Raw genomic sequence first — 14185 nt, forward strand, 5'->3', positions numbered from 1 at the left:
ATAAAGACTGTAAAACTTCATGAGAGGAATCGCGGGGGGAATGATTTCACTCCCCGATTTTTTTTGTGCCTAAAATCAGGGAGATTACCTTCTGTAGATGGTTCATGAATCTCCCTACCTGGATTACGGTTTCACGGTTGTTCGTCGTGCCCTTTATTTTGTATGGTCTGGCAGATACTCCGACTCCTACCATGCGCTGGGTTGTCTTCACCCTATTTTTAATTGGTGCCAGTACGGATTGGCTGGATGGTTATCTGGCTCGTCGCTTAAATCAAGTCACAGAGTTAGGCAAATTTCTAGATCCCCTGGTCGATAAATTGCTGGTGTTTGCTCCCCTGCTCCCGTTAGTCGAGTTGGGGCAAGTGCCTGCTTGGGGCGTGTTTCTGATCCTGGCGCGGGAATTGACGATCGCAGGTTGGCGGGTCAACCCGAAACTGCAAGGTAGCACTGCAATTCAGGGCGCAAATCTGTGGGGCAAACTGAAAACCGTCAGTCAGATTGCGGCCATCGCTCTACTGATTGCGCCTCTGGGCACAGCCTGGACATTACCGGCTTTGATCCTGTTTTGGCTGTCAGTCCTCTTAACCTGGATCTCCGGCATCATCTATTTATTACCCGCCGAGGTATCCCAAAAATAGTCAGCACTGCGAGGTTGGGTTGGGGTACGCAGTTCCGGGTCGGGATTGAGTAGGATCGATCGCTGGACAAATTTGCCCTGGAACGATCGATGCTTTTGTAAGCGGCGGGCAACCCGATCAGGAATGCCATATCCGTAGGCAATGTGTCCCTGGCCAGCCAACACTACCATTAATGTATCGGGGGATGATTGGAGGGTTTTGGCAATCTGCTCTGCCATCGTTTCATCCCAGATCACCTGAGCCAGGAAAAAATGCTCGAAGTTAAAACTATGTCCAGCATGTTGGTGGATATCAGTGAAAAATTGCTGAAGCCGTTGCCGATACGCCTCCGGCCCAACCAGAAGATCCGATCGCGGCGGAATCAATTGTTGTTCGGCGGGGGTTAAGCTCTCTAGCCCCGATCGAGATACCTTGCGGGTAATTTCGCTCGGGGTATTCAACGCAATCACGGGTAACCCCTGGGCTTTCGCAAACCGCAAAATTGGGGCATAAAATTCCCAGTCAAACCCCCAGCGCTGGTCGTACTGGCTTAAGGTGCGTAATTCTGCTTCGGTCAGTTGCCCCGCCAGGTATTGATCCAAGATTGACTGATAGGGACGTTGAAACATCTCCATGCCGATCGCGATCTGAGGTCGCTGTTGGTGTAATGCCTGGATAATTTCTAGTTGGGCTTGATGATCGGCGGCGCGATCATGGACTTCGCCTAAATAAATGACGTTGACCTGCGCTAACTGCTGCAACACCGTAGTTGGATCTTCGGGTTGCTGCTGAGCGACATTCAGCACCGTAGTATCAAGTCGCACCAGTGCGAACAGTGGCATGACATATCCCGGCAGCGTCGCCAACAAAATGATCCCTAATCCCCATGCCCAGTAGCGCCTGATTTGCTGATTACCCATCGGTTGCCTCTTCTAATCTCTGTGATCGCTCAGTTATGCTCATTAGCATGAGATGAAGAATCAGCGTACCGTGTTAGGGGTGTGCTAATTTTGTCAAAACTGCAAACATCGGGAGATGGTGTACTTAACCCTCTAAAGTAGGAGATATAGAGTGTGCCATGCGGTGTGGGACTGGTTTGGCTTGGCATTGGCTTGATGATTGGGGATAAATGGTTCTGGCTCCCCATTTTGGTCTTCCAACTTTTCTGACGGCTCATGAGTTATCGAAACGCCTAAATCGAATCATTAAGGGATTGCAGGAACATGTGGACGCGCCAATCTGAAGTCGGGATGATGGAAACGGATGAGGATGTGCCGGAATCGCCTTTGCAGGAGTCCACCGATCCCGCCGAAATTATTGAACAGTTGTTAGCGATCGGCACTGCCCTCTCTAGCACCCATGATTTAGAAGCGTTACTGAATCTGATTTTAACGAAAAGTCGGGAGATTACCTGGAGTGATGCTGGCAGCGTTTACCTGATTGACCATAGTGGCGAAGTGCCGATGCTGTTGTTTAAAGTGGCACAAAACTTCTCCAAGCCGCTCACCTCGTTACGAGAATTTGCCATGCCATTGACTCGCAACAGTTTGGCAGGCTATGTGGCATTAACGGGTCGCAGTTTAAATCTGCCGGATGCTTACGATTCTCCCGCTAATGTGCCCTACCAGATCGATCGCAGTATTGATGAAAGCCTTGCCTACCGGACGCGATCGGTGCTGGTGTTACCGATGCAAAATCAGCAAGGGGATGTGATCGGGGTACTCCAACTGATCAACCGCAAGATCCGCCCCGATATCGTCGTCACTGACAAAAACGCCTTAGAGGTAACTCAACCCTACACTGACTGGGAAAAACGTATCCTCAAATCTCTAGCCAGTCAAGCTGCTATTTCGATCGAACGCAACCAGTTACAGGAAAGTATTGAAAATTTGTTTGAAGGGTTTGTCCGAGCATCAGTACAAATTATTGAAGCTCGGGATCCCTGCACCTCCGGGCATTCCGAACGGGTGGCAGACCTGACGGTGCGCTTAAGTCAAGAGGTGAACTCGGTGACAACGGGTTCCCTAAGATCGTTCTCCTTTAATCATCGCCAGTTGCAGGAAATTCGTTATGCTGCCCTTCTGCATGACTTTGGCAAGGTTGGCGTACCAGAGGCAATTCTGGGTAAAGCCAAAAAGCTCTATCCCTTACAGCTAGAAGTTGTTAAGCACCGCTTTGCCTTAGCCCAGCGCACCCTGGAGTTGGATTGTGCCCAAACTAAATTTAGATATTTGTTAGAACATCCTGACCATTTGAGCAAGCATCCGGATGTTAGCCATCCCTATTGCCAGCATTGTCAGGCATTGACCCAATTCGATCGACAGTTGGGGCAGGTGATTGAGCAACTTCAGCACTATTGGGAATTGTTACTGGAAGCCGATGAACCCCGGGTATTGGCAGAGGAACCATTAGCCCAGCTTCAGGAATTGGCGCGGATCACCTATCGGGATATGGATGGACACTACAAGCCCCTGATTACCCCGGATGAACTGGAACAATTGATGGTACGACGGGGGAATTTGACTGAAGCGGAACGCAATGTGATTCAGTCCCATGTCACCCATACCTTTGAGTTCCTGAAACGAATTCCCTGGACTAAGCAACTTCAGGATGTTCCCACGATCGCCTACAGTCATCATGAAAAATTGGATGGCAGTGGCTATCCTCAGGGATTACAGCAGGCAGACATTCCAATTCAATCGCAAGCCATGGCGATCGCAGATATATATGATGCTCTAACAGCAAGCGATCGTCCATATAAACGTCGCTTATCCGTTACGGCGGCAACCCGCATTCTGTACCAGGAAGCTGATCAAAACAAACTCAATGCCGACTTAGTGCATTTGTTCGAACAACGGCAGGTATTCGCTGTATTAGGGCATGATTTCACAGATTAGCGATCGGTAATAAAAAAATGTTGAATCATCTTCTAAATCCCTGTCCTAGCGGCTAAACTATGGATAACTGATTGGTCATATATCAACAAATGTATTGCGGCTGACAATATACCCTTGATCAACCTCGTAATCTGGATTACGCTTGTTGGGTGAGTAAATCTACAGCGTTAAGTCTAAGCAAACCTAGCCGATAGACTGATAGCTTAAAGACCGCTGAATTGTTGCTAAACGTCAGTGTGAGGAGGACGAAGCATGTCAAAAATCTGGTTAAAGTCATTACTGGTTAGTCCGGCAGCATTAGGTGCGGCACTGGCAATCTCAGCATCTGCCACCGCAGCGGAAACTACCGTTACTACCGAGTCAATTCCTGCCGATTCGATCGTTGAAACTACTCAACTGCCAATTACTAGTGCAGAACTAGCGGTTCCGGCGACTGAAGTTCCAGCCATTTCCCAGCCTGAGACGATCGCTCCTGTGGCTCCTGCGATCGCGGCACCTCAAACCATTGCTCAAGCAGTGCCAGCAGCTCCCCAAACGGGAGTGGATCAGCTAGACACCTCTTCCTTGGATCAGGTGAATCGCTATACCCGCGAAGGCAATCGTGCCGCCTCGATGGGGCAGGTGACCTCGGTATCTCAGTTGACCGATGTTAGACCGACCGACTGGGCATTCCAAGCATTGCAATCTCTGGTTGAGCGTTACGGCTGTATCGTGGGTTATCCCGATCGCACCTATCGGGGCAACCGAGCCATGACTCGTTATGAGTTCGCGGCTGGTCTAAACGCCTGTATGGATAAGATCCAGGAATTGATCGCGGCTGCTACGGGCGATCTGGTACGGAAAGAAGACTTGCTCGTCCTACAACGCCTACAGGAAGAGTTCGCGGCTGAGTTAGCGGCTCTGCGTGGACGTGTAGATGCTTTAGAAGTTCGTACCGCTACTTTGGAACGGCAACAGTTCTCCACCACCACCAAGTTGTCTGGAGAAGCCATTTTTGGCATTACCAGTGAATTTGGTCAAAACGATGGTGCAGACAACAATACGGTGTTCCAAGACCGGGTTCGTTTAGCTCTAAACACCAGCTTCTCGGGTAAAGACTTGCTCGTTACTCGTTTAGCGGCGGGTAATGCGGTTCTCTTCAACATGAATGATGGGCCTGACCTAGTTGAAGGCACCCAAACCTTCCAATTTGGCAGCACAGGGAATAACGATGTCAAAGTAGACTGGTTGGCTTACTACTTCCCGCTGATGGATGACAAGCTGCAAGTTTACATCCCTGCGGTGGGTGGTTTGCACTATGACTATGCCCCAACTAGCGCGGGTTTGATGGAAAACTTTGATGGTGGTAATGGGCCGCTGTCGATGTTTGCTCAACGCAACCCCATCTATTTGATCGGGGGTGGTTCGGGTCTAGGTCTAACCTATTCCTTCAGCGATGCCTTCAAGCTCAGCTTGGGTTACCTGGCGGACAACTCTGATCTACCTGGTGCTGGTGGTGGTGCTAATGTGCCTGTTGCTGGTGGTGGTCTGTTCAATGGTAACTACGGTGCCTTGGCTCAGATCAACTTCACTGGCATGAACGGCAATCTATCCGTCAGTGCTACCTACGTGAACGCCTACCGCAAGACCGGTATCTTTGATGGCGGTGGCGGTGCTTCTGTGGTTGGTTCGGGTCTAGACAACTTCGTTCTGCCTTTAACCAGAGGGGCTGAAGTCAATGCCTTTGGTTTGTCGGCAGCCTTCAAGCTCAACCCCACCATCTCAATCAATGCCTTTGGGACTTACCTGGATGTCAACCTGAAAGGTGTTGGTGGTAGTGGTGATTTTGATGCCTGGACCTACGGTTTGGGACTTGCCTTTGCGGACATTGGTAAGCGGGGCAACTTGCTGGGTCTGATGGCAGGGGTACAACCTTACTTTGAAGACGCTCAAAATCCTATCCATGTGGAAGCGTTCTACAAGTATCAGTTGACCGACAATATCTCCATTACTCCGGGCGTAATTTGGGTGATCAACCCATCCTCGGATGCCTTCAATAACGGGGATGATGCAATCATCGGTACAATCAGAACCACCTTCACCTTCTAAGGCGATCGCGGTTTAACTAACATCTATTGATGATGTGCAGATCAGGGCGTTGAGTAACTTCAGCGTCCTGATTTGTTTTGCCAGCCTTAGCATTTGGGGTGGCTAGAAATTGTTCATCTTGTGCGATTTTTTGCCCTAACTACTTGAAACTTCACGGCTTTACCGATGTTCACTCCGATCTATGATCCGGAAAACCTTATCAGAAAAGACTTACAGCTATTTGGATCTTGAGAGGGGTGATGTATACTTTAGAGGTCTTCCTTGCGGAACCCTATTAATCCCGATCGACATAGTAGGGATTAGGGTGACACACATTGGAGATTGTCCTGAGTCAGGTGTGAGTGAGACATTATGATGTCAAAGACCCAATGGAAACTGCTGCTGGCTACCCCGGCAATTCTGAGTGCTGCTTTTGTTACTTCTGTAGCCACAACTGCCGCTCAAGCGGCGGAGTCCTCTGGATTATCCAGTGCTGCACAGGTAGAAGCCGCTGCGCCTGAGATGGCAGCGATCGAGAGTGTTCGTCCGATGGAAATTGCCCAGGCTGCTAATGCCGAGGCGATCGATCAAGTTGGCTCGTATGCCGCCGAAGGCGCTGGAATGGGAGCCATTGATCAAGTTACTTCAGTGTCTCAGTTAACTGACGTTAGACCGACTGACTGGGCATTCCAAGCATTGCAATCCCTGGTTGAGCGCTACGGTTGTATCGTTGGTTATCCCGATCGTACCTACCGGGGTAATCGCTCCCTGTCCCGGTATGAGTTCGCTGCCGGTTTGAATGCCTGCATGGATCGGATCACGGAACTGATCAACACCATTAGAAATGATTACGTCAGCAAAGAAGATTTGCTGGTGCTACAACGGCTCCAGGAAGAGTTTGGGGCTGAACTAGCAGCGTTGCGCGGTCGGGTCGATGGTCTGGAAACTCGGACAGCGACGCTGGAGAGACAGCAATTCTCTACCACCACCAAACTCAATGGTGAAGCGATCTTTGCGATCTCGGATACCTTTGGCGATGCTGTGGATAGTGATGATGACGACAGCCAAACCACTTTCTCCGATCGGGTGCGTCTCAACTTTGATACCAGCTTCTCGGGTCGCGATCGCCTGAAAACTCGGTTGAATGCCGGTAATATACCGAACTACACTGGGATCACCGGGACACAGATGTCTCGCCTCTCCTTTGATAGCAATACCGATAATGCTGTGGAAGTGGATAAGTTGAACTATCGCTTTCCCCTGGCAGATGGCAGATTGCGGATTCAGATCGATGCAATCAACAACGAATACACTTCAGATGGTCTAGTCACTACCCTCAGCCCCTTTGAAAGTAGTGGTAACGGTGCCGTCTCACGTTTCGGTCGCTTTAACCCGATCTTCCGGGCTGGTAACCCCAGTAAGAATGGTGCGGCTGGTTTGACTCTGGCATACCAGTTCAGTGATAACTTCCGGTTGGAAGGCGGTTACACTGGGGATGTTGGTGGCGGTGGCAGTAGCGATCCCAGCCCGAAGAATGGTTTATTCAATGGTTCCTATAGTGCCTTGGCGCAACTGGTGTATAGCGGTGGGAACTTTGGCGCTGGTCTAACCTATGCCCGTTCCTATTACCCTGGTGGCAGCGTTAACCTCACGGGTAGTACCGGTGGTTTTAATGCTACGGCTCCGTTTGGTACTGGTGTAGCAACTTCAGCGAATGCGTTTGGTGTCCAACTCCAGTACAAACTCAGCCCCACCTTTATCATTGGTGGCTGGTATAGTGCCATGTTTGCCGATCAGGAAAGTGGTGGTAATGGTGACTCCACGATTATGAATGGAGCGCTGTATCTGGCATTCCCCGATTTAGGGAAGCGGGGTAACCTGGCCGGTCTCATCGTTGGTGTACCCCCTAAAGTAACGGGTGGCGATAACCGCAACGACGATACCAGCATCCACGTGGAAGCCCTCTACCGCTATCGGATTTCGGATAACATCGCGATTACCCCTGGCGTATTTGTGATCTTCAACCCGAACCATAACAACGACAACAATACTCAGGTGGTTGGAGTGCTGCGGACGACCTTCTCGTTCTAAGGATTTCGGTTGCTGGCGATCGCTCAGTTGGTGCAATCCGAACCGTGATCGGCAGCTTCCCCTGATAGTGAAATGAATTACCTGAACGCCCTGCTATGTTGCGGGGCTTTTTATTTGCAAACTGGCAAAACCCTAGTGATGAACCGTAGTATGATAGAGAGAGAAACAGTTGGTTTGATCTGGTTTGTCCAAGGGGTAAGTAAATTCTGTGGAACTTTCCTGTAAAAACGAATATGCCCTCCTGGCACTGATTGAGTTAACCGCTCACTATCAAAGTGGTGAACCGTTACAAATTCGCCAAATTTCGGCACTGCAAAAGATTCCCGATCGCTATCTGGAACAGGTATTGGCAACCTTACGGCGTTCTGGCTTGGTGCGATCGCAACGGGGAGCGAGGGGCGGCTATGTCCTGGCTCGTGAACCCTGGAAGATTAATTTGCTAGAGGTGATGAATTCACTGGATGGTGCCGATGCTGAGATTGGCGAAAGTGATTCTCCGGCTAAAAATGTTGAAAATGCGGTGATTGTGGAAATCTGGCAGGAGGCGAACCAGGCGGCGAAAGCAGTGCTGCAACGGTACACACTGAAGGATTTGTGTGACAAGCGAGATGCCCGACGGCAGCTTGACATTATGTATTACATCTAGAACTCCGGATGGACTATAAAGGCGAAAGGCAACAGCTACGGTTTTAGCGTCGCCTTTAGTTTGCTATCAATCTTGATTCCTTTACTTTTTCCTCTTCACCATGAATATTGTGCAAAATGTCACCGAACTGATTGGTCGTACTCCGTTGGTTCAACTAAATCGGATTCCTCAAGCGGAAGGTTGTTTGGCAAGGATTGTGGTGAAGTTGGAAAGTATGAATCCGTCTGCTTCGGTGAAGGATCGCATTGGGGTCAGTATGATCAATGCGGCGGAACAAGAAGGCTTAATTACTCCCGGTAAAACTGTGTTAGTGGAACCGACTTCGGGGAATACCGGAATTGCGCTGGCAATGGCTGCCGCCGCGAAGGGCTATCGGTTGATTCTCACCATGCCTGAGACGATGAGTGCAGAACGGCGAGCTATGCTACGGGCGTATGGGGCAGAACTGGAACTGACACCGGGAATTGAAGGGATGAGTGGCTGTATTCAACGGGCACAGCAAATTGTCGATACCCTGCCCCATGCCTACATGCTGCAACAGTTTCGCAATCCGGCAAACCCGCAAATTCATCGCGAGACGACTGCCGAAGAGATCTGGGCAGATACGGATGGTCAAGTCGATATTATGGTGGCTGGTGTTGGGACAGGCGGCACGATTACAGGGGTGGCAGAGGTAATTAAGGCCCGCAAGCCGGGATTTCAAGCGATCGCCGTCGAACCTGCAAATAGTGCTGTGTTGTCCGGTGGTCATGCCGGGGCGCACAAGATTCAGGGGATTGGGGCAGGGTTTATTCCCCCGGTGCTGAATGTGAATTTGTTGGATGAGATTATTGCCGTCTCCGATGATGACTCGATCGCCTATGGTCGGCGGTTGGCTCGGGAGGAAGGACTGTTATCCGGGATTTCCAGTGGCGCGGCGCTGTATGCGGCTATTCAAGTGGGGCGGCGGCCGGAAAACCGCGATCGCTTAATTGTGATGATTCAGCCGAGCTTTGGTGAACGGTATTTAAGTACACCCATGTTTCAAGATCCAGAACTAACGACGGTTTCTGGTGGCTAGGGGGAGAAAATCGCTTGATGCACCCTGGGAAAAGAGCCACTGTTCGGGTTCTCAAGCCCTGCTGAACTGGCGATAGAATGACTGTATGGCTCATCCCGATCATTACCGCATTCTTGAAGTTAGCCCCACGGCAACTCAGGCTGAAATCAAACAGGCATACCGTCGTCTGGCGAAACTGTTTCATCCTGACAGTAATCTGCATACGAGCAGTCACGATCAGATTGCCAGGGTGAATGCTGCCTATGAAATCTTGGGCGATCCGCAAAATCGGCGATCGTATGATCAGCAGCGGTTACAACGGTCTCGTGTCGTAGCTGATACCTGGGACTTTCACCAGACCTCAGCAACCCGGCAACAACGGACGGCAGCGGCGCAAGCGTACTATCGCCAGCAGCAGCGGAGTAGTCAGCAGGCGGATGAACACTTGGAACTGTGGTTACAGCAGGTCTACAGCCCCGTGACTCGCTTAATTCAGCAGATCCTGAAGCCCCTGCAAGCTCAAATTAATGAGTTGGCGGCGGATCCGTTTGATGATGAGTTAATGGCAGATTTTCAAGATTATTTAGAGGATTGCCACGATCGGCTGCGGCAGGCAGAACGTTTGTTTCGTTCGGTGCCGAATCCTCCCGCGATCGCCAGTGTGGCGGCACATCTTTACTATTGTCTGGATCAGATTGGCGATGGCATTGAGCAACTGGAATTTTTCACCACTAACTATGATGACTATTACCTGCATACTGGGCAGGAATTGTTTCGGATTGCCAATGGGTTACGCCGAGAAGCCCAGGCGGCAATTCGTGACATTAGTTAGTGGTGGCTAGATAAATTTAATCTACTCATTAGCTACTCTTAAAGCCATCGTCATACAGTTTGAGAGCGCCAATGTCGCGCCTAGTGTTGTGCTTCTTGACAATTTTCTATGGCTCTTAACCGCAGACACTTTCTGTTATTTCTAGGCGTGAGTGTCAGCGCCGCCGCCTGTCATGGTTTGAGGTTAGGTGGCTCCCAATCCCCACTGGAGGCAATGGCTAAAGTGTTGGGATTTCAACCTCTCAAAGCCCCCCTGCCACTTCCCAGTTACGGTTTATCAGCCGCTCAACAGATGACTGATTTTAGCCAGTACGAAGTTGTGGATGACCTCGTGCTGCCGGATGGCTTTACCTATGATGTGATTGCGAGTTGGGGCGATAAGCTGGGTGATTCTCGCTGTGGCTATAACAACGATTATCTCTCGCTGATTGAGACGGGATCCGATCGGGGCTGGCTCACCATCAATTTTGAATACATTAGTGCCATTCCTTGGACGCAGACCTATGAACAGGTGATTGGCAAGCCCTTGCCGTTTGCGGCGGTGAAACAGGCAGTAGAAGCGGCGATCGCGGCGGCAAAACCGGCGGAAGTAGATGGCTTGAATGCCTATGCGTTACCCGATGGTGATCCGATTAAACAACAGGTGCAGCTAATTTGTCAGGAGGCGTTAATCGATCAAGGTATTGGGGTGATGGCAATACGTCGTCAATCCAATGGGCAATGGCAACGGACTGACTCTGACCGCGATCGCCGGATTACCGGAATTTCGGGTTTAACCGATGGGCGTTACCTCAAGGCTTCCGGCCCGGCAACGGCGGTATTTCGTAAAACTCAGGGATTAGGATATCTCGATCGTCTGGGTGACAAGATTATTGGCACGTTCCAGAATTGTGCGGGTGGGACAACGCCCTGGGGAACGGTGCTGAGTGCAGAAGAAAATATTCAAACTCAAGTCCCGGAAGCGGTTTGTGCCGATGGCACCTCGTTTCATCCCCGCGCCTGTCCCTTCCGCCAAACTAATGAAGAGTTAGTGGGGTTAGGCAATGTGTTTGGCTTGGCGGGGAATAAGTATGGCTGGATGGTAGAAGTGGATCCGGCAAATCCCCAGGACTATGGCACAAAGCACACCTGGTTGGGACGCTATCGCCATGAAGCAGTGGGCATCCGAGCCGAAGCCGGAAAACCCCTGGTTGTGTATTCGGGCTGCGATCGTCGGGGTGGTCATCTCTATAAATTTGTCAGCCAGAGAACGGTGGTTGATCCCAAAGACAAGGCAAACTCACGGTTGTTTGAGCAGGGAAGATTATATGCTGCCCAGTTTGCTGCCGATGGTACAGGACGCTGGCTTCCGTTAGCCGCCGATACGCCCGTCGATCCAGTCAGCCCAGCGATGTTAGCCGGAGTGATGCTACCGTTGCCCCAACGTCCCCAGGGAGGTGCATTCCCAGCGACCGATGCTGACGCGATTGCCGCCTTTAAGCAGCAATTCAAAACTTTGGGGGATTTGTATATTGGGGATGCGATCGAGCAACAGGGGGCAATTTTAATTGATGCTCACCTAGCGGCAAATGCGGCAGGAGCGACCTGCACCGCCCGTCCTGAGGATACTGAGATTGCTCCGGATGGTACCCTGCTGATTGCATTTACTTCGGGAGCGATCAGTAAGACGGATGGTAGTCCGGATGTGCGGATTTTTAAGGGGCCGGATGGCAATACTGCCTATGAATATGGTTGGGTGATGCGGTTACAGGAGGATGGTAATGATCCCGCCGCCCTAACGTTTCAATGGGAAATGATGGTGACGGGAGGCGAACCTGCGATCGGGGGAATGGGGTTTGCCAACCCGGATAATCTGGCATTCGACTCCAGAGGTAATCTGTGGATGGTGACGGATATGTCCTCGGACAAACTCAACCAAAGCATTCCTGCCGGTCGGGTGGCTAAAAATGGGGTGCCGTTGCCTGCCTCCGATTTGCGCGGGGTGTATGGCAATAATGCGATCTGGTGTATACCGCTCCGGGGTGAGGCGGCGGGACAAGCCCATTTATTTGGCATTGGACCGATGGATTGTGAAACGACGGGACCCTGCTTTACGGCGGATCACAAAACCTTGTTTTTATCAGTGCAACATCCCGGTGAAGTGCAGGGGATACGGCAAGCCATGGCTAGTGAAACCCGCCAAATTGCTCTGCGTACCACGGATGGTCAGGAATTCCTGCAAACCCGTCAGGTGCCGATCGGATCGAATTGGCCGAGTAAACAGGCGAATCAGCCACCAAAACCCGCGATCGTTGCCATTCGTCGCCAAACTAATGCGGAATTGACGCTTTAAGCAACAATAATTTATCTATCGGCAGGAGGTACTGCCAAAAGTGCTGTGATGAAAACACTCCATTGGATTTTGGTTCGTTAACCTATCGGCAGTTAAGAGCAGAATATCGTCGTTAAGACCAGAATTTTTGTGGCAAGCCAGGAAATTGTTGTTAACATGCTGCTGCTGGGAGTTGTAACGAATGCGGTAGAGGAAGCAAGCCAGTGCAAGGATCGAATCGAGCAAAGCCACCATCTCCTCCGGTCAGGAAATATAAGCCCGCCCTACGGAAAGTCCCGAAGCGTAGTCCAAATCAACGCTGGTTGTGGTTAGTCTTCGGGTTGGTTGGGGTGGCAATGATCTCGGCGACGGCTGGCGCACTTCTGGCGGTAACGATGGCAAGTACCCCTCTGATGCAACGAAAGTTTTCGGCAGCAGAAGCGGCGGTGTTTTCCAAAGGCAAACCGATCTCTACCTCCTCCACCAATTTGCAACTGCCCGAACTGACCCGCCCAGTCAATATCCTGGTGTTAGGAGTCAAGGTTTTAACCAGCGATCTGGCGGACGACCATCCTGACCTGCGGCGGCTAGGGTATCATTCCCTGGTCAATTCCTTTGATGGTTTGACCGATACGATGTTGTTGCTACGCTTCGATCCTGCCACGAAACGAGTGGTCTTACTGTCGATCCCGCGAGATACGCGCTTGCCGATCCCCGGCTACAGCACCCAGAAGATTAATGCGGCGAATAAACTTGGCGGCCCGGCTTTGAGCGCTCGGACGACCAGCGAGTTACTGAATGGGGTGGGGATCGATCGCTATGTGACGCTGAATGTTCAGGGGGTACAAGCGTTGATTGATGCGCTGGGCGGGGTGACAGTGCATGTGCCCAAGGACATGAAATATCGCGATGATAGCCAGCATTTTTATGTCAATTTGAAAGCAGGGCGGCAGCATTTGGATGGTGAGCAGGCGCTGCAACTCTTGCGGTTCCGATATGACGAGAATGGGGATTTAGGTCGGATCCAGCGCCAGCAAATGGTGATTCGTGCCCTGTCTGAGCAAGTCTTAAATCCCGCTACAGTAGCTCGGTTACCGCAAATTCTGTCGATTATTCAGTCCCATATTGATACCAATTTGAGTGTGGAAGAGCTGGTTGCTTTAACGGGTTTCGCCGCTCAAACTCAGCGATCGAAGATCCAAATGTTGATTGTGCCTGGGCGCTTTAGTGAACCCGGGGAGTATGATGCCAGCTACTGGCTCCCCGATGAGAGTCGAATTGGTGGCATGATGGCGCAATATTTTGATATTGGCTACCAGTATAGTGCCACGCCCAATCTGGAGCGGTTACGGATTTCGATTCAAGACAGTACCCGCCAACGGAATGCGGCAGAGCTGCTAGAGAATAAACTGCGGAGTGTGGGGTACAGCAATATTTTGGTCGATCGTCCCTATACCGAATCCCTGAGAACCACGCGGATTATTGCCCAACAGGGCGATCGGGATGGGGCGGAGGCAGTGCAGCGATCGCTAGGATTTGGCGAAGTTCGCATTGATGGGACAGGAAGTTTGGATTCTGATGTGACGATTCAACTGGGACTGGATGCCTTTCAGAGTAGAACCCCCGCTCCCCAACCTCAAGCTCAGAATCAATAGTAGCCCTAATAAACGTTGAGGAGCGCTCCGT

General features: G+C 51.0%; 10 protein-coding genes. 9 read left to right on the forward strand and 1 reads right to left on the reverse strand.

Going from position 1 to position 14185, the window contains the following annotated elements; genetic code table 11:
• The first annotated feature begins 104 nt into the window (after positions 1-104).
• Complete coding sequence (gene pgsA, locus ACN4EK_RS04955) at positions 105-638, forward strand: CDP-diacylglycerol--glycerol-3-phosphate 3-phosphatidyltransferase (RefSeq protein WP_431656382.1); 534 nt, start codon at positions 105-107, stop codon at positions 636-638.
• Here pgsA and ACN4EK_RS04960 read toward each other — a convergent pair.
• Positions 605-1537 (reverse strand): ChaN family lipoprotein, encoded by a 933-nt coding sequence (locus ACN4EK_RS04960; protein ID WP_431656383.1) that lies wholly within the window; start codon positions 1535-1537, stop codon positions 605-607. The two genes, pgsA and ACN4EK_RS04960, sit on opposite strands and share 34 nt — an antisense overlap.
• A 303-nt stretch (positions 1538-1840) precedes the next feature.
• On the opposite strand from ACN4EK_RS04960, the gene ACN4EK_RS04965 reads away from it, so the two are divergent.
• The 8 genes from ACN4EK_RS04965 (at position 1841) to ACN4EK_RS05000 (ending at position 14154) form a co-directional block, all read left to right on the forward strand.
• On the forward strand, positions 1841-3514 hold the full coding sequence (locus tag ACN4EK_RS04965) for an HD domain-containing phosphohydrolase (RefSeq protein ID WP_431656384.1): 1674 nt from the start codon (positions 1841-1843) through the stop codon (positions 3512-3514).
• A gap of 252 nt (positions 3515-3766) precedes the next feature.
• Positions 3767-5602, forward strand: a complete 1836-nt coding sequence (locus ACN4EK_RS04970) for an iron uptake porin (RefSeq protein ID WP_431656385.1) — start codon at positions 3767-3769, stop codon at positions 5600-5602.
• Between the two features lie 351 nt (positions 5603-5953).
• The gene (locus ACN4EK_RS04975) at positions 5954-7672 is read left to right on the forward strand and encodes an iron uptake porin (RefSeq protein WP_431656386.1); all 1719 of its coding nucleotides are present in this window, start codon (positions 5954-5956) and stop codon (positions 7670-7672) included.
• Between the two features lie 208 nt (positions 7673-7880).
• Complete coding sequence (locus ACN4EK_RS04980) at positions 7881-8318, forward strand: RrF2 family transcriptional regulator (protein ID WP_431656387.1); 438 nt, start codon at positions 7881-7883, stop codon at positions 8316-8318.
• A gap of 100 nt (positions 8319-8418) precedes the next feature.
• The gene (gene cysK / locus ACN4EK_RS04985) at positions 8419-9378 is read left to right on the forward strand and encodes a cysteine synthase A (protein WP_431656388.1); all 960 of its coding nucleotides are present in this window, start codon (positions 8419-8421) and stop codon (positions 9376-9378) included.
• A gap of 85 nt (positions 9379-9463) precedes the next feature.
• Positions 9464-10189: a J domain-containing protein gene (locus tag ACN4EK_RS04990; RefSeq protein ID WP_431656389.1), complete on the forward strand. Its 726-nt coding sequence runs from the start codon at positions 9464-9466 to the stop codon at positions 10187-10189.
• A gap of 108 nt (positions 10190-10297) precedes the next feature.
• Positions 10298-12520, forward strand: a complete 2223-nt coding sequence (locus ACN4EK_RS04995) for a PhoX family protein (RefSeq protein ID WP_431656390.1) — start codon at positions 10298-10300, stop codon at positions 12518-12520.
• A gap of 203 nt (positions 12521-12723) precedes the next feature.
• Positions 12724-14154 carry an LCP family protein gene (locus tag ACN4EK_RS05000; protein WP_431656391.1) on the forward strand — a complete coding sequence of 477 codons (1431 nt, stop codon included), beginning with the start codon at positions 12724-12726 and terminating at the stop codon, positions 14152-14154.
• Positions 14155-14185 lie beyond the last annotated feature (31 nt).

Source organism: Pantanalinema rosaneae CENA516, from assembly GCF_050753385.1.
Lineage (GTDB): Bacteria > Cyanobacteriota > Cyanobacteriia > Leptolyngbyales > Leptolyngbyaceae > Pantanalinema > Pantanalinema rosaneae.